At 72.0% G+C, this 14,786-nt stretch carries 18 protein-coding genes; 9 read left to right on the top strand and 9 right to left on the bottom strand.

The genetic code is table 11. The annotated features are described in order from the left end of the window. Nucleotides 1-4 precede the first annotated feature (4 nt). The gene (locus BKA14_RS16560) at nucleotides 5-154 is read right to left on the bottom strand and encodes a hypothetical protein (protein ID WP_184951833.1); all 150 of its coding nucleotides are present in this window, start codon (nucleotides 152-154) and stop codon (nucleotides 5-7) included. Nucleotides 155-230: 76 nt separating this feature from the next. Here BKA14_RS16560 and BKA14_RS16555 point away from each other — a divergent pair, with 76 nt between their 5' ends. Next, complete coding sequence (locus BKA14_RS16555; RefSeq protein ID WP_184951832.1) at nucleotides 231-653, top strand: hypothetical protein; 423 nt, start codon at nucleotides 231-233, stop codon at nucleotides 651-653. Nucleotides 654-756: 103 nt separating this feature from the next. On the opposite strand, the gene BKA14_RS16550 is transcribed toward BKA14_RS16555, so the two are convergent. Together BKA14_RS16550 and BKA14_RS16545 are read right to left on the bottom strand one after the other, a co-directional pair. Further along, nucleotides 757-1,506, bottom strand: a complete 750-nt coding sequence (locus BKA14_RS16550) for a helix-turn-helix domain-containing protein (protein WP_184951831.1) — start codon at nucleotides 1,504-1,506, stop codon at nucleotides 757-759. Next, nucleotides 1,487-2,215, bottom strand: coding sequence for a GOLPH3/VPS74 family protein (locus tag BKA14_RS16545; protein ID WP_184951830.1), 729 nt, complete (start codon nucleotides 2,213-2,215; stop codon nucleotides 1,487-1,489). Before BKA14_RS16545 ends, BKA14_RS16550 begins: the two co-directional genes overlap by 20 nt. A gap of 83 nt (nucleotides 2,216-2,298) precedes the next feature. Between BKA14_RS16545 and BKA14_RS16540 the strand changes: the two genes are divergently transcribed. Both BKA14_RS16540 and BKA14_RS16535 read left to right on the top strand, forming a co-directional pair. Then, nucleotides 2,299-2,484 (top strand): hypothetical protein, encoded by a 186-nt coding sequence (locus BKA14_RS16540; RefSeq protein WP_184951829.1) that lies wholly within the window; start codon nucleotides 2,299-2,301, stop codon nucleotides 2,482-2,484. Between the two features lie 14 nt (nucleotides 2,485-2,498). Continuing rightward, the gene (locus BKA14_RS16535; protein WP_184951828.1) at nucleotides 2,499-2,699 is read left to right on the top strand and encodes an alpha/beta fold hydrolase family protein; all 201 of its coding nucleotides are present in this window, start codon (nucleotides 2,499-2,501) and stop codon (nucleotides 2,697-2,699) included. Nucleotides 2,700-2,775: 76 nt separating this feature from the next. On the opposite strand, the gene BKA14_RS16530 is transcribed toward BKA14_RS16535, so the two are convergent. The 3 genes from BKA14_RS16530 to BKA14_RS16520 all read right to left on the bottom strand — a co-directional run bounded on the left by BKA14_RS16530 (nucleotide 2,776) and on the right by BKA14_RS16520 (nucleotide 6,362). After that, nucleotides 2,776-2,916, bottom strand: coding sequence for a hypothetical protein (locus tag BKA14_RS16530; RefSeq protein ID WP_184951827.1), 141 nt, complete (start codon nucleotides 2,914-2,916; stop codon nucleotides 2,776-2,778). Nucleotides 2,917-3,006: 90 nt separating this feature from the next. Next, nucleotides 3,007-4,575, bottom strand: coding sequence for a ricin-type beta-trefoil lectin domain protein (locus BKA14_RS16525; protein WP_184951826.1), 1,569 nt, complete (start codon nucleotides 4,573-4,575; stop codon nucleotides 3,007-3,009). A gap of 317 nt (nucleotides 4,576-4,892) precedes the next feature. Further along, the gene (locus BKA14_RS16520) at nucleotides 4,893-6,362 is read right to left on the bottom strand and encodes a family 43 glycosylhydrolase (protein ID WP_184951825.1); all 1,470 of its coding nucleotides are present in this window, start codon (nucleotides 6,360-6,362) and stop codon (nucleotides 4,893-4,895) included. Between the two features lie 174 nt (nucleotides 6,363-6,536). On the opposite strand from BKA14_RS16520, the gene BKA14_RS16515 reads away from it, so the two are divergent. Continuing rightward, complete coding sequence (locus tag BKA14_RS16515; protein WP_184951824.1) at nucleotides 6,537-7,052, top strand: hypothetical protein; 516 nt, start codon at nucleotides 6,537-6,539, stop codon at nucleotides 7,050-7,052. Here BKA14_RS16515 and BKA14_RS16510 read toward each other — a convergent pair. After that, nucleotides 7,036-7,308: a hypothetical protein gene (locus BKA14_RS16510; protein WP_184951823.1), complete on the bottom strand. Its 273-nt coding sequence runs from the start codon at nucleotides 7,306-7,308 to the stop codon at nucleotides 7,036-7,038. The two genes, BKA14_RS16515 and BKA14_RS16510, sit on opposite strands and share 17 nt — an antisense overlap. Nucleotides 7,309-7,518: 210 nt before the next feature. On the opposite strand from BKA14_RS16510, the gene BKA14_RS16505 reads away from it, so the two are divergent. Continuing rightward, nucleotides 7,519-8,814 carry a sensor histidine kinase gene (locus BKA14_RS16505; RefSeq protein WP_184951822.1) on the top strand — a complete coding sequence of 432 codons (1,296 nt, stop codon included), beginning with the start codon at nucleotides 7,519-7,521 and terminating at the stop codon, nucleotides 8,812-8,814. Beyond that, entirely contained in the window at nucleotides 8,811-9,485 is a 675-nt protein-coding gene (locus BKA14_RS16500; RefSeq protein ID WP_184951821.1) for a response regulator, read from the top strand. Before BKA14_RS16505 ends, BKA14_RS16500 begins: the two co-directional genes overlap by 4 nt. Here the strand turns inward: BKA14_RS16500 and BKA14_RS16495 are convergent. Beyond that, complete coding sequence (locus tag BKA14_RS16495; protein WP_203722842.1) at nucleotides 9,480-10,151, bottom strand: GOLPH3/VPS74 family protein; 672 nt, start codon at nucleotides 10,149-10,151, stop codon at nucleotides 9,480-9,482. The genes BKA14_RS16500 and BKA14_RS16495 overlap by 6 nt on opposite strands. Beyond that, the gene (locus BKA14_RS16490) at nucleotides 10,141-11,043 is read right to left on the bottom strand and encodes a CPBP family intramembrane glutamic endopeptidase (protein WP_184951819.1); all 903 of its coding nucleotides are present in this window, start codon (nucleotides 11,041-11,043) and stop codon (nucleotides 10,141-10,143) included. Before BKA14_RS16490 ends, BKA14_RS16495 begins: the two co-directional genes overlap by 11 nt. A 65-nt stretch (nucleotides 11,044-11,108) precedes the next feature. Between BKA14_RS16490 and BKA14_RS16485 the strand changes: the two genes are divergently transcribed. From BKA14_RS16485 to BKA14_RS16475, 3 genes are all read left to right on the top strand, one after another. Continuing rightward, complete coding sequence (locus tag BKA14_RS16485) at nucleotides 11,109-12,257, top strand: hypothetical protein (RefSeq protein WP_184951818.1); 1,149 nt, start codon at nucleotides 11,109-11,111, stop codon at nucleotides 12,255-12,257. A 90-nt stretch (nucleotides 12,258-12,347) separates the two neighbouring features. After that, the gene (locus BKA14_RS16480) at nucleotides 12,348-13,727 is read left to right on the top strand and encodes a DUF2252 domain-containing protein (protein ID WP_203722840.1); all 1,380 of its coding nucleotides are present in this window, start codon (nucleotides 12,348-12,350) and stop codon (nucleotides 13,725-13,727) included. 88 nt (nucleotides 13,728-13,815) lie between these two features. Continuing rightward, nucleotides 13,816-14,766 carry a hypothetical protein gene (locus BKA14_RS16475; RefSeq protein ID WP_184951817.1) on the top strand — a complete coding sequence of 317 codons (951 nt, stop codon included), beginning with the start codon at nucleotides 13,816-13,818 and terminating at the stop codon, nucleotides 14,764-14,766. Nucleotides 14,767-14,786: the final 20 nt, after the last annotated feature.

The following is a 14,786-nucleotide window of genomic DNA, read 5'->3' as shown; positions in this document are numbered from 1 at the left end:
GTTCTCAGAAGATGTTGCGTAAAAGGGCGTCCATCGTCCGTTTGCTGATGAACAGCCGGCCGGCCGCCGGCAACTCGCCGGCCGCGCGTCGCGCGAAGCCGTCGCACCCGGCCCTGGTCAGCAGCTCATGGGCGGTGCGCGAGGTTGTTGTCATGCCACGAATGTGCGCCGCCCGGCGGTGGGTCCAGCAGTGCCACCGGGGCCGCGCGAATCCGAGGCACCATGGAGGCATGGGCGAGTTGGCGCGGGTTCTGCGGGCAGGGCCGGATCTGCTGCGCGGGGCCGTGCTCTCCGCCCACCATCGCGGGGGAGCGGTGTCCGGGGCGGGCTTCTCACTGGTCATCGACGGGACGCAGGGGCGGCTCGAGGTCACCGGCGCGGAGTTCCCGCACATCGGTCCGGTGGTGGTGCGCGGCGTACGGGGCCGGGGTCGCCTGGCGGAACTGGCGCTGCCACCCGCGTACGACAAACACCCGCACCTGTCCGGCACCCTCGTTCACACGCTGGCCCACGCCTACACCGCGATCCGCGACGACCTGCTCGACGGCACCGCTGGGGCTCCCGATTTCGGCCACGCGGTCGCCCGCCACCGGCTCCTCGACGCGATCGTGCGCAGCGCCGCCACCGGGCAGCGCACCCTCACCGGCAACTGAGTCACCCCCGCGGCGGCGTGCCGACGTCTTCGCCGGTCTGTTCAGCGAGCTGTCGTACGGCAAGACGGCGGCCCGCGGAAACTCCGGCCCGGCCGGCTGAACGCTAGGCCTGGGCAGTGGACCGGTGCCGGTGGGACAGCTGCTCGCGGGCGAGCCCACCGGCCCGGCTCAGCACATCGACCTGGGCCGTGTTGTAGAGATCGACCACCGCGTCGATGAAGGTCTGCCGCGTGAGGTGCTCGCTTTTGACCAGGTGGGCCGCCGGGTCACGCAACCAGGGATAGTCGACGAGATGCCGTACGAGGGTGGGCGCGAGGCGGTCGGCCAGATGCTGCCGGGTCGCCTCGTCCGCGTCGTGCGGCAACGCGTCGAACTCCTCGTCCACCGGGTCGGGATCGGTCTGCATCATCCGCCTCAGGTCGTTCAGCGCGTCCTCGTCGCACAGCTGGGCGATGACATGGATGAGCGAGCTGCCGGCGGCCGACAGGCGTGGCGCGACCGAGGCGAAACCGGCCGGGGTGTCCGCGGGCGCGCCGTCGCGCAGGACGGCGGCTATGTCCGAGCGCACCTTGCGCAGACGCTCGATCTGCTGGGCGAGGTCGTTGTCGACCTGCCGCAGCACCTGCGAGCCGACGTCGCTCTCGGAACTGACCGCCGCGATCTGCGCGAGCGGCACCCCCAGCCCGGCCAGCCGCCGGATGCGCAGCAGGCCGACGAGGTCCTCCACGCCGTACTGCTTGTAGCCGTTGTAGCGCCGCGTGGGCTCGGCGAGCAGTCCGAGCCGGTGGTAGTGGCGGATCGTGTTCACCGTGGTACCGGCGAGATCCGCGAGCTCACGGGTGCTCCAGGCCACGTGCGCCCCCCTTTCGGTCGTCCGGCCGGTCCGGGCCGGGAAGAGCGGCGGCCGCGACGATCACGTTCTCGACGAGCGCCGTGGCCACGGCCCGGCCCACCGCTTCGGCGGCCGCCCCGGCCTCGGGGACCTCGCGCTCGAGCTCTCCGGCGCGGACGATGACCGTGGACGTCCACGAGATCTCGGGGTCGAACCGGCGCAGGAGCCCGCTCGCGGACAACACCGCCGCCAGGGCGACGTCACGCCGTGGCGCGTCGGCTTTTCCGGCCAGGACGTCGCGCACGACGGCGACCAGGCCGGCCCGGCGCCCCGATTCCTCGTTCTCCACGGCGGCCGGGCCGGCACCCTCGGGCGCCGTCCGGCGGAGGTCGCCGCGCCGGACGAGCCGGTCGAGCAGCGGGCTGCGCAACGTCGGCCCGATCACCGCGAGCGCCGCCTGCACGCCGCGGGGACGAGCCAGCAGGGATTTCCAGGCGACGTGCAGGACCTCGTCGGCCGGTTCGCGTTCGGCGACCGCTTCCACCCGGGCCGACCCGCCTCGGCCGGGGAGCATGCGCACGTGCGAGCCGAGACCGAGATCGGCCAGCACCGCCGCGGCCAGAACGGGGAAGAGAGCGTGCTCGCCCGCGACGTCCGCGGCGGGGACGAACCGGGTCACGAGGAGCAGGACGTCCTCCGCCAGAATCGGAGGGCCGAGCTGGGGTGTCATGCGGCTCCTCGAAGACGATCGGTGTCGCCCGCAACTGAACACCATGTTCCCTGGACAGGGTCAAGCCCGGCTACGGTCCGGAAATGACCGAAACCGTTGCCCTGGCTCACGTCGTCGACGGCTCGGGGCCGTCGCTCGTCGCCCTGCACGGCATGCCCGAGGACCGCAGGTTCTGGGATCGTGTGCCGCTCCACGAGCATCCCGCACGGTTCGCGGGGACCTGCGCGGGCACGGCGAGTCCCCGCGCCTCGGGCCCGGCGACCCGGTGACGCCGGCCGGCGACGTGCGCGACCTACTGAGCACTTCGGACGTCGGCGAGCCTCCGCTGGTGCCGGGCCACTCGTACGGCGCCATCGTGGCCACCGCCTACGCTTCGCGTTTCCCCGTACGGGGTGTGATCGCCACCGACCAGACGCTGACCGTCACGTCCCTGCCCGCCGAGATCGCCGAGGGCCTTCGCGGGCCGGGTCACCGGGTGTTGTGACGGCCGGCTTCGCCCGGATGTACGGCGAGCTGGATCCCGCGCTCGCCGGGGAACTGGATGAGCGGCGCCGGATGCGTCAGGACGTGCCGGTCGACGTGTGGGCCCCGTTGCTCGACCTGAACGCGGCCGAGCCGACCGTTTTCGCCGCCATCGCCGGGCCGGTCAGGTAGCCGGTCTGCCGGAGCAGACCCTCGGGGTGCAGAACTTCCACGCTCATGGGGACCAGTGCAAACGATGTTCCAGGAACACGGTCAAGACCCGCCCGCGCCGGCCGCCCTCGGGACGGCCGGCGCGGACTTGCTGACGTCTAGCCGCGCCGCCATTTCTGGTTCGCGCCGCCGGTGCACTCCCACAGCACCAGCACGGCGCCCTCGTTCGGGTTCCACGCGTCGATGTCGGCGCACTTGTTGGCCTGCGGGTTCACCAGGTCACCGGCGGCCGACAACACCCAGCCCTGGGCCGGGTTGCCCGAGCAGCCGACGATCTGCAGGATCGCGCCGTTGGCCGTCGACCCCCACGCCACATCCAGGCACTTGTTGTTTCCCGTACGCAGGGTGCCGTTGACGAACTCCCACTTCTGCGCGGCCGAGCCGTTGCAGTTCCACATCTGCACCCGTACGCCGTCGGAGAAGTTCCCGTTCGGCACGTCCAGGCAGCGGCCGTTGAGCGCGCTGATGACGGCGCCGCCGGTGCTGCCGCCGCCGCTGGTGACCAGGGCGATGCCCCAGCGCGAGAGGATGGGGTTGACCGGCTGGAACCAGGTCTGCGGGTTGGCCGAGCCGCAGCCACCGGCGATGCCGGACGTGACGCCCTGGGCCTGGTTGCCGGCGATGACCGAACCACCGGAGTCACCGGGGTTGGCGCACGCACTCATCCGGCTCATGCCGTACACGGGGCCGTTGGAGTAGTTGATCGTCTCGTTGCGGCCCTGCAGGGTGCCGCAGGTCCACGACGAGGTGCGGCCCGAGCGGCAGATCGAGGAGCCGATCGCGGCGTCGTTGGAACCGGCCACGATCACGTTGCCGCCGGAGTAGTTGTTGACCCACGGCTGCGGGGTCCAGTTGCCGTTGGCGGCGACGTAGGCCATGTCGGTGTTCGGGAACTCCGACTCCGCGAAGCTGCCCAGGTCGACGTTGTTGAAGCCCTTGACCGGGGCGCCCCGGCCGCCGCAGTGACCGGCTGTCACGAAGCCCGGTGCGCCGCCGCGCCGGGCCGGGAAGCCCACCGAGCACAGCGTGTTGCCGTTGATGACGTACTGGTCGCCGCCGCGGATGTCGTACACCGGCCGGGGGGCCACCGCTGACGTCTCGACGGTGATCTCGGCGACGCCGCTGTCCTTCGCGAACGCGCGGGCCTGGGCCTCGGCGCCCGGCTTGACCGTCACGACGACGCTGTTGGCCGCCGGGTCGATCCGCCAGGCGCGGATGGCGCCGGCCGCCTTCGCGCTGCGCTTGTCCAGCTTGGCCCGGTCGGCGGCCAGGGCGCTCTCGCCACGGTCGACGATCACGGCTTCGGCCCCCTCGGCCCGCACCGTCTTCGCGGCGGCCTCGGTGGTGACGGCGACGGTGAGGCGCTCCTGGCCCTTCTTGATCCAGGCGCCGCCGTACGCGGCACCCAGCTTGGTTTTCAGCCGCTTCTGCACGAGCGGGGCCGCGGCCTCGGTGCGCAGGCGACCGGCCACCTGCTCGTCGCTGGTCAGCTTGAGGTCGCGTTTCAGGGCCTGGACGACGCCGGCCGGGAGGTCCAGCGTCTGGGCCACGTCGGCGCGGGGATACGCCGTGGGGTCGGGCTCGTCGGCGAAACTCGTGAGGGGGGTCAGGCCGATCGCCGTCACCGTTACGGCGGCGACCGCGATCCACTGGTACGGACGAGCCATGGGGGAGCTCCTCATCAGGGGATATCGGGGTTCATCGAAGTCTTCTGAACTGTTAATAAGGTGTCAAGAAAATGCCGGAGGCTGTGGCCGCCCGATCACCGCCGGACGGACAAGCGGGCAGATCCGCGTCGACCGGATCCACCTTGGAACCCACCTGGGCGGGAGCGTCCCGCAATCGGTGCGCCGGCGGCCTGGCGGGTTCTCGGCGGCACCGGCGTGACCCGGGCCGTGCTGGACGGCGGCATCGACGCCACCCGCCGGACTTGGCTGGGAAGGTCGTGACGCGGCCGCCGGAAGCTGTACCACGAGTCCATAAGCTAAGGACGGGCCGTGACCGCGACGTTGTCGAAGGCTGCCGCGGCGTTGTAGACACGTACGCCGGAGGAGCCCGCGGCGTACGTGGTGTCGGTGACGGTGATTCTCGGCCGGGTCATGTCGTCGACGAAGACCTTGAGTGACGCGCCCACCGCCTCGACGCGCAGGTGGTAGCGGGTGCCGGGGGAGACGGTGAGGGAGGCCGCACCCAGCCTGGTCCAGTTGTTGTTCGCCTTGCCCAGCACGACCTGCCCGGCCGGGGAGAGGCCGGCGTAGTAGCCGCGGTAGCTGTCGGTGCCGACGGCGGGGGCGGTGGCCCGGAAGACCAGGCCCGCGTCGCCCGCGGCCGAGGTGACCGTGACGTCCGCGTCGTAGACCGCGTTCGTGTGGTTGTCGGAGAGCAGCGCCTTGCCCCCGTACGAGTGCTGGGCCCGGTACTGCCCACCGGTTGCGCTCCACCCGCCGCCGAAGGTGCGCCAGCCGATCGCGTTGTTGTCGTCGAAGTTGTCCTTGACCAGCATTTTGACCGGCTGGATGGTGCCGTCGGGGCGGAAGGTCATCCGGTCGTAGGCCAGGTACCGGGCGTTGCCGTCGGTTTCGCCCAGCGGACGCCGGTGGTAGAAGGTGTACCAGGTGTCGGTGCCCGGAATGTTCAGCGCCGAGTTGTGACCGGCGCCGCGGGCCACCGTGGCGTCCTGGGCCAGGATCCGGTCGAGGCGCTGGAACGGGCCGGTGGGGGAGTCGGCGATGGCGTAGGCGACCGAGTAGTCGGGCCCGGTCCAGCCGCCCTCGGACCACATCAGGTAGTACTTGCCGTTGCGCTTGAGCATCTGCGGGCCCTCGGTGTACCCGGCCGGGGTGATCTCTTTGTACACGCTGCCGTCGGCGAAGGTGCCCAGGCTGGTCATGTCACTGTTGAGCCGGGCCACGTTGGCGTGGCCGTGCCCGCCGTAGTAGATGTAGGCCTGCCCGTCGTCGTCGATGAAGACGTCCTGGTCGATCGGCTGCGCGCCGTTGACGAACTGCGCGATCAGGGGCCGGCCGAGGGCGTCCGCGTACGGGCCCTCGGGCCGGTCCGCGACGGCCACACCGATGCCGCCGACCTGAGTGTTGTTCTGGATGTCGTTGGCCGCGAAGTAGAGGTAGTACCGGCCGTTGCGCTGGATCGGCGCGGGCGCCCAGACGGCGTACTTCGCCCAGGAGACGTCGGCGGTGGTCAGCACGTTGGGGTGTCTGGTCCACGTGACCAGGTCGGCCGAGGAGAAGGCGTCCAGGTAGGTCTGCTCGGCGTAGCTGCGCGACGAGGTGGGGAACACCCAGTACCGGTCGTTGTAGATCACCACGTCGGGGTCGGCGTACCGGCCGTCGACGAAGGGGTTGCCCGCCTCGGCAGTGGTGTAGTCGGCCGGGGCCGCCACGGGTACGGCGGGCGCGGCGAGCAGGGCAACCAGGACGGCGGCGACGGTGTTCACGGCTCTCCCATCGATGCACACCAATGAATGGGGAGGATTGTTCACAGATGCCGAGCCGAGGGTCAAGCAATGCGACGGAACTTTCGTCCCTTGCGGCAAAAGATCGATGGTCGTGAGCAAAAGACCGAAGATCGGTACAGTGCTCCTGCTCCGACCGAAACGACAAGGATCGATATGACTGTGTTCCGTTCTCTGCGCGCCCTGCTGGCCGTCGTGGCCGTCGCGGCCGGCGCCGCCCTGCTGCCCGCGTCCGCGCGGGCCGCCGCGCCGCAGTTGACTGTGGTGGTGGCTGACTTGCAGGCCGGGCCGGCCAGTCCGTTGACGCCATGGACCTACCTCGGCCTGTCACCTTCCTCCGACTGGCAGGGGTTGCTGTACGACGCGCGGCTGGAGCTCGACGCCTCCGGCCTGGGCGGGGTGGCCACGGTGTTCGTGCCTTCGGTGGGGGCCGACGGCGTGATCCGCCCGGACACTCAGCAGTGCCGGCTGCGGGGGGCGGTCACGGTGTGCGCCATCGGTGATCGGGCGCCGGGCAGTTGGTTCCCGTTGCCGTACATCGTGGTGCAGTCGGTGCCGGGTGCCCCGGCCGGGCGGTCCGGCCCGCTCCGGATCTCGGTGAGCGGGAGGACGGAGACCGGCGCGGCGGCCGGCCCGTTCGTCGCGACCCCGACGGTCACCGTGGTGCCGTGACGCTTTCGGTCATCGGCTCCGCCTCGTCGGCGTGCGGCACCACGCTGCCGGGGCGGTGCGAACCGGAGTGGCGGCGGCCCGCGATGTCGGGGGCGGGGGCCAGGCCGACCATCAGCGCTGCGGTGATGACGGCCACCCCGCTCGGGGTGCTCGACCGCCGGGACTTCGCCGGAGACTCGGGCGTTTGCTGGGCCATGGCGGGCTCCTGGAACAGGCTGTGCGGAATCGTCGAATGCTCCATAACGGTGCCGTTCACGGTCTGACCAGCGCATCTGCCTGGGGCAGGAAGTTCGGCTTGCGACTTCCGACGGAGGCCGCGGGCGGCGGTTGCGTCGCCGGCATGAACTTTGCCCGCGGGGCCGCCGTGAGCGGGCCGTCCGGACGCCGGCGTCGGTAGCATCGGGTCGGCCGGACGTTACCGGCCCGGACAGCGAAACGGAACCGGCCCGTAAAGGCGTGAGACGCGATGGATGAACCCCAGAGGTTCGCTGGGTCACCCGAGCGGCGACGCTTCCTCGACGACTGGGGCCGGTGGCTCGACGCGCTGGGTCTGAGCACACCGTTCCGCCGCGACTGCGCGTTCGCGGCGGTGGTGGTGGCCCTGTCCGCGGGCCTGTCGTTGCTGCCCGGCGGCGGGGCCGAGCCGCCCGGTTCCAGCATCGACCTGCCCTTACCGGTGCTGATCCTGTTGCTGGTGCAGGCCGCGGTCCTGTGTCTGCGCCGGGTGCGGCCGCTGTGGTGTGTGGCAGCGGTCCTCGCCCTGCAGGTCGCCCTGGCCGTGGCGGCCCCGGAGGGGCAGGGTCTGCGCGGGGTGGCCCTGCTGGTCGCCGTCTACACCTGCGGCACGCAGCTGCCCGCGGCGCGCGCCTACGGTCTGGCCACGCTGGCCGCCGTCGTCGAGATCGGGAGCTACGTGGTGCTGAGCGCGATTCCCGCCCTCGCGGGCGCGTCGCCCTGGCCGCTGATCACCAGGGTGTCCGGGCAGCTGATCCTGACGCTCCTGCTGTACGGCACGGCGGCTCTGCTGGGCCGCAGCGCCACCCTGCGCCGGCGCTACACCGAGGTCGTCGAGCTGCGCGCCGCCGAGGCCGCGGAGAACCTGCGCGTACGCACGGACGCCGCGCTGGCCGCCGAACGCACCCGGATGGCGCGCGAGTTGCACGACGTCGCCGCCCATCACCTGACCGCCCTCATCGTGCAGGCCACCGTCGTGGAACGAATGCTCGACCGGGACCTCGAAGCCGCCCGCCGCGCCGCCGCCGCCATCCGTACGGAGGGAAAGAGCGCGTTGGGTAATCTGCGCTCGGTGGTGGGCGCGCTGCGCGAGAGCGGGCCGGCCGAACCGGACGACGCGGCCGTGCCGGGCCTGCTGGGCATCAGCGAACTGGTGGCCAACCACGCGGACTCCCGCAACCGCCCCACGCTGATCGTGTCGGGGGACCCGGGTGACCTGTCGGCGGCGGCGGATCTGACCCTTTACCGTGTGACGCAGGAGGCGCTCTCCAACGCCCGCGATCACGCTCCCGGTGCCGCGGTGACCATCAAGATCGACCACCGTACGGAGGCCAGCGTGCTCGAAGTCGTCAACGGCCCGGCCCCCGCCGGGCCGGCGCGCACCGACCGCAGCCACCGCGGGTTCGGCCTGATCGGCATGCGGGAGCGGGCCGGACTGGTCGGCGCCGCCCTGGCCGCGGGCCCCACTCCGGACGGCGGCTGGTCGGTCAAGCTGACCGTTCCCCACAAGAGCGGGCGGCGTTCGTGATCACGGTGTTGCTGGTCGACGATCAGCCGCTGCTGCGGGCCGGTTTCCGCTCGTTGATAGAGCTGGCCGAGGACATCCAGATCGTCGGCGAGGCGGCCAACGGCCCCGACGCGGTGGCGCTCGCGCGGCAGCTGCACCCCGACGTCGTCTGCATGGATGTCCGCATGCCGGGCGGCAACGGCCTCGACGCGACCCGGATCATCGTCAACGAGATCGTCCCGCCCCCGGCCGTCCTGGTGCTGACGACTTTCGAGCTCGACGAGTACGTGTTCGGCGCGCTCGAGGCGGGGGCGAGCGGGTTCCTGCTCAAGGACACCGACATGGACGACCTCATCCAGGGGATCCGCCGGCTGGCGGCCGGGGACGGGCTGGTCGACCAGACGGTCACCCGGCGCGTGATCGCGGAGTTCGCGCGCCGGCGTCCGGTCACCCCCGCGCCCGCCCCCACGTCGGCGGCCGGTCAGCTGCTGACGTCGCGTGAGGCCGAGATCGTACGGCTGCTGGCCGAGGGCCTGTCCAACGCGGAGATCGCGGCTCAGCTCGTCGTCGAGGTCAGCACCGTGAAGAGCCACCTGAGCCGGGCCATGGCCAAGATCGGGGCCCGGGATCGCGTGCAGACCGTCATCTGGGCCTACCGGCACGGCGTCGCCCCGCTGGACAACACCCTATAGGTGGCCGGCGACGGCCGCGGTCACCGTGCGCGCGATCGCCGCCGCGGTAGCCGTGGCGCCCCAGCTCTCCTGTTCGAGTTTCTTGGCCCGCGCGACGACCGCCGCCGTCCACGGAATGCCGGGCCCGTACTGCGGAAGCGTGCCGCTCGCCGACAGCAGAGCGGCCAGCGCGGCGATCCTGGGCTGCGGCCGCGCTCCTTCGACAACCGTTTCCCGTACGGCGGCCAGCAGGCGTTCGCGGCGGCCGGAACCGCCGTCCTCGAAGGTCTCCACGTCGACCACGCCGAGCGCCGTACGGTGGGATCGACGCAGGTCGCCGCGCCCGACAAGCCGGTCGACCAGCGGGTCGCGCAGGTCCGGCCCGATCGCGTCCAGCGCGGCCGGGATCCCGCGCGGTCCCCGGGCCAGGTAGTCCCAGGCGTGCCGCAGGATGTCGTCCGCCGGCGGATGCTGCGCGACCACTTCCAGCCGGATCGCTCCCACCCCGTCCGGGACGGTTCGCACATGCCGGCCGAGGCCGAGTTCGGTCAGCACCGCCCCCGCGAGGGCATGGGCGAGGGTGCTCTCACCGGTCGCGCCGGCCGGGCCCGGAGGCGCGGAGTCCGGCTGGAACAGGAGCAGCAGCAGATCCTCGGCCAGGGTGGATGCCCCGTGGTCAGCGGGCACGGTTCGCCCGCTCGCGGAACCCGACGAAGGCCAGCACGGCCACGTTGACGACAACCAGCACGAGCAGCGAAGAACCATCGCCGGCGCCCTCCGAGCGGTCGACGACCAGCACGCCGCCGTCAGCCATGAGCACGTTGACGGTCGTCGTGACCATGTTGTTCGCGACGTGGAAGGCGATCGCGGCTTCCAAACCGCGGGTGAGCAGGCCCATCAGGGCCGTACAGAGGGACAGGAACACGTAGTAGGCGCTGAGCGCCGGGTCGCCGGCCGCGTGCACCGCGGCGAAGGACAGGCTCGACACCACGAGCCCGGCGATGAACGCGGGCCGCACGGCGCGGAACCACGAACCGGCAGCCGGGAGCACCGCACCCCGGAACATGATCTCCTCGCCGGCCGACTGCAGGGGAGTGGTCAGGAGTACGACCACCAGCAGCGCCACGGTGGTGCCGCTGACCCCGAAGCCCACCCAGCCGGGGGCGTCGGGGGTCACGACGGCCACCACGGCGGTGCCCGCCCCGACCAGCAGGGCCGAGCCGGCGAAGTAGGTCGCGAGGCGCCGCCGGTCGAAGCCTCGCGGCGAGCTGAGAACCCGGCGCCACGGGACCTTCGCGAACGACGAGACGAGCACCAGGGCCAGCAGCGCCGTCAGGGCGGTGCTCAGGTTGGCCGCGAGCAGCTTGAGCGGGGTCAGGTTCGACTCGAGCGGGTCCTCTGCGCCGTCCACGAGGCCGGCCACCAGATACAGCGCGAGCTGAAGCAGGAGCAGCGCCACCGGCAACCCGGCGATGACGATCAGCGACTTCCACCACGCCATGCGAATGTGCGTGCCGAAGGGACGCGTGTCGTCCGGCGCCGCGGCCTCCGGCGTGGTGGTTCCGGTCAGGGACTTCATGGCTCCCCAGTGAAAAGCGTGTGGCCGCCACACAGTCAAGGCACCACGGCAGCTACCATCCGCGCGTGATCGCGAACATGGTGGCCGTGCTGGCCATGACTCCGGCCGCGGCCGGGCTGCCCGCCGCGCCCGCGCCGAGCGTTCCGGCGCCGTCGGACGTGCGCGTGGCCTGGACCTCGGCCGCGCACACCGACGTGGAAATCACGTGGGAGGGGACCGCCGCGACGCGGAGCCGGCTGACACTCGTCCGGGCCGGTGACGGCGTCACCGAGAACCTGGCCGCGAAGGTGGTCGAGGCCGGTCGGCCCAGCCGTGCGCTGCTGTGGCCAGGTCTGCACGACACCGATTACCGGGTCCGCGTGGTGGCCGTCGACTCCGACGGCGCGGAGATCAGCGAGCCGGCGTTCTCGCCGGTGTTCGACACCGACCGGGGCCCGAAGGCTCGCATCGTCAGCGTGGTGCCGCGCGAGGACGGGTCGATCCTGATGACCTGGCGGCCGGGCGCCTACACCGATCCGAACCCGGGTGACCCGCTGGACGTCCCCGGCCCGGTCCGCTACATCCCGGTCGCCACACTGTTCGAGTTCAACGAGTACGACGATCTGGCCGCGCCGACCACCGCGACATCGTTCGTCGTGCCCCCGCGCCGGACACCCGTCGGCGTCGGCGTGCGTGCCGAGTCGGTTGGCTGGTACGACGACAGCGGCGTCGATGCGCCGGTGGCGGGCGATCGGCTGACCGCAACGATTCCGCAGCAGGCCACGATCGGGGGCACGGTGACCGTGACCGGCCGGTCGATCAAGCTCGGCCGGCTGTGCGACAGGGGTCCGTGCCCGACCGTGGAGGAGGACGACGCCGGCCGGGAACTGCGGCTGGAGGAGCGCGCGGGGGCCACGGCCGGGTGGCGGACGGTCGCGACGGCGAAGGCCCGCAAGGACGGCACCTTCACGCTCACGGCGCCGTTCGCCGGCACTCGCGACTACCGGGTGGTCGCGCCGGTCCTCGCGCTGGCCCCGGACCGGGCGGCCCGGGTCCGCGCCGTGACGGCCGCCACCACCACGACCGGCGTGACCGGCCCGGCCGGTGACGGCGGTTCCGGTGGCGGCCTGCCCATCACCGGCGCGCCAGTGGTCGCGCTCGCGGTGGGCGGCGGGTTGCTGGTCGCGCTGGGCGCGGCACTGACGCTGACCGGCCGCCGCCGTCGCCGCCGTTGACTGTGTTCCAGGCACAGGGTCTTCACTGAACGATCAGCGCGCCTCCCCCCGGAGCGGCGCCACCATTCAGTGAAGGGTCCCGGGCAGCGCATGACGAGCGAGTCAGCCCCCCGTGTACGCGCATCCGCCACCGTCACCGCCGATGTCCGCGACGGGCGCCGGGCGCGCCGCCGGGCACCGCGCCGGGCCGCCGCGCTGTGGGATCCCGGCGCCCGGCGGATGCGGGCCCTCGACCGGCTCCGCGCGCAGGAGGCCGTACGGGATCCCGCGCTGCTGCCGCTGCGGTATGCCCGGATGGCGTCCTCACCCTGGGCCTACCTGCGGGGTGCGGCCGCCGTGATGGCCGCCGACCTGGCCACGGCGCCGCACTCCGGGTTGACGGTGCAGATGTGCGGTGACGCGCACATCCTCAACTTCGGGTTGTGGGCCTCGCCCGAGCGGCAGCTCCTGTTCGACGCCCGCGACTTCGACGAGACCCTGCCCGGGCCCTTCGAGTGGGACCTGAAGCGCCTCACCACCAGCATCTACGTGCTCGCGGAGACGGAACGGCTGAGCCCGGCCTGCGCCGAGGAAGCGGCCACCGCCGCGGTCGGCACGTACCGGGAGGCGATGGGCCGGTACGCCGTCATGGGCGAGCTGGACGTCTGGTACGACCGGATCACGTCCGATGTGCCGTTGAAGGGCTTGACCTCGGAGTTCGCCGAGGCCACGGCGCGCACCATCGCGAAGCAGTCGCGCAAGCGGACCCACCACGGGGTGGCGCAGCAACTGGTCACCGAGGAGGACGGGCGGCGCCGCATCGCGCTGGACCCGATGAAGCGCCTCGACGACGGGCTGAGCCACGAACAGCGCGTCCGGGCCGCCGAGGAGTTCTACGACACGTACCTGGCCTCGATCTCGCCGCACCTGCGCCGGTTGGTCAACCGTTTCCAGCGGGTCGATTCCGTACGGCAGATCGTCGGGGTCGGCAGCGTCGGCATGCGCGTGTGGCTCAACCTGCTCGAGGGCGACAGCGGGCGGCAGCCGGTGTTCTCGCAGGCCAAACAGGCGACCGCGTCGGTCTACGAGGAGTTCCTGGGCCCCGGCGGGTTCGCCAACCACGGTGAACGGGTCATCGTCGGCCAGCGCCTCATGCAGTCGGCCAGCGACATCTTCCTCGGCCACATGCGTGTCGACGGCTTCGACTACTACGTACGCCAGTACCGCGACATGAAGATCATCCCTGACGGGAAGCAGATCGCGGGATACCTGCCCCAGTTCGCCGCGACCTGCGGTCACGCGCTGGCCAAGTCGCACGCCCGCAGCGGCGACCCGGCCGCGATCGCGGGCTACATCGGCCGGGGCAACGCGTTCCGGGACGGCATCCTCGGCTACGCCCGCGACTACGCCCAGCAGACCCACGGGGATCACGCCGAGTTGCGGGCCGCGATCGCCGCCGGCGAGATCCAGGCGGCCGAACGAGGCTGGTAGGGCCGACATCCGGGGGCAGACTGCACCTGCCAGGCGTAGCCATGAGCCGGTCTGGATAGCGCGTCAGCGCCGTTCCAAGCTGGTCGGCATGAACCAGCGAATCACCCGAGCCCTGCTCGCCGCGGCGGTCCTCGCCTCCGGCGCCCTGCTGGCCGCCCCCGCGAGCGCCGCCCCGGCCACGCGCGGCGCCACGATCGTCCACCTCGATCTGGCCGCCGGTCAGATGCCGGAGAACGTCGTCCCGGACCGCGGCGGCAGCGTCGACGTCACGTTCGCCGGCGCGCGGCAGGTCGCGCGCCTCACCCCGTACGGGAAAGTGCAGGTGCTGGCCACCCTGCCCGCGCCGGCCGATCCGGCGGCCGTGACGCCGCTGCTCGGTTTCCCCCTGACCAGCGGCCTGGTCCGCGACGGCCACACCTTCTATGTGCTTTACGCGACCGGCTCCGCGCGGGAGACCGGTGTCTGGACGTTCTCCGAGGGCGCCGCGCCCCGCAAACTCGCCGATCTGCCGGCCGACGGGCTGCCCAACGGCCTCGCCCTGGACGACCGGACCGGAACGCTCTACGTGACCGACTCGGCCCGGGGCGCGGTCTACGCCGTTACCACCACAGGCCGGGTCAGGGTTTTCAGCACCGACGCGGCGCTCGCGCCGGCCGGTTTCTTCGGCGTCAACGGGGCCAAGATACGTGGCGGGCACCTCTATGTGTCCAACCTCGACCGCGGCACGCTGCTGCGGACGCCGCTGAGCGGCCGCGGGGCCGGGGTCTTCACGACGATCGCGACCGGGCTCACCGGGATCGACGACTTCGCTTTCACCGGCCCGGGCGAGCAGGTCCTGGCCGGTCTGGTCACCGAGAACCGGGTCGTGCTGGCCGGTGGGGGCCGACCGGCCACGACGGTGCTGACCGCCGCCGACGGCCTGTCCAACCCGACCGCGGTGCTGATCCACGAGGGCAAGGTGTTCGTGCCGAGCGCCGCCTACACCACCCAGAAGGATCCCAACCTGCTGGTCACCCGGCTCGCCCGGAGCCGTCGCTGACACGGGCCGGCAAAGCGGCC

It is taken from the genome of Paractinoplanes abujensis (assembly GCF_014204895.1).
GTDB lineage: Bacteria > Actinomycetota > Actinomycetes > Mycobacteriales > Micromonosporaceae > Actinoplanes > Actinoplanes abujensis.
Note: the sequence above shows the minus strand (reverse complement) of the source record. Positions and strands in the feature narration are given on the sequence as shown.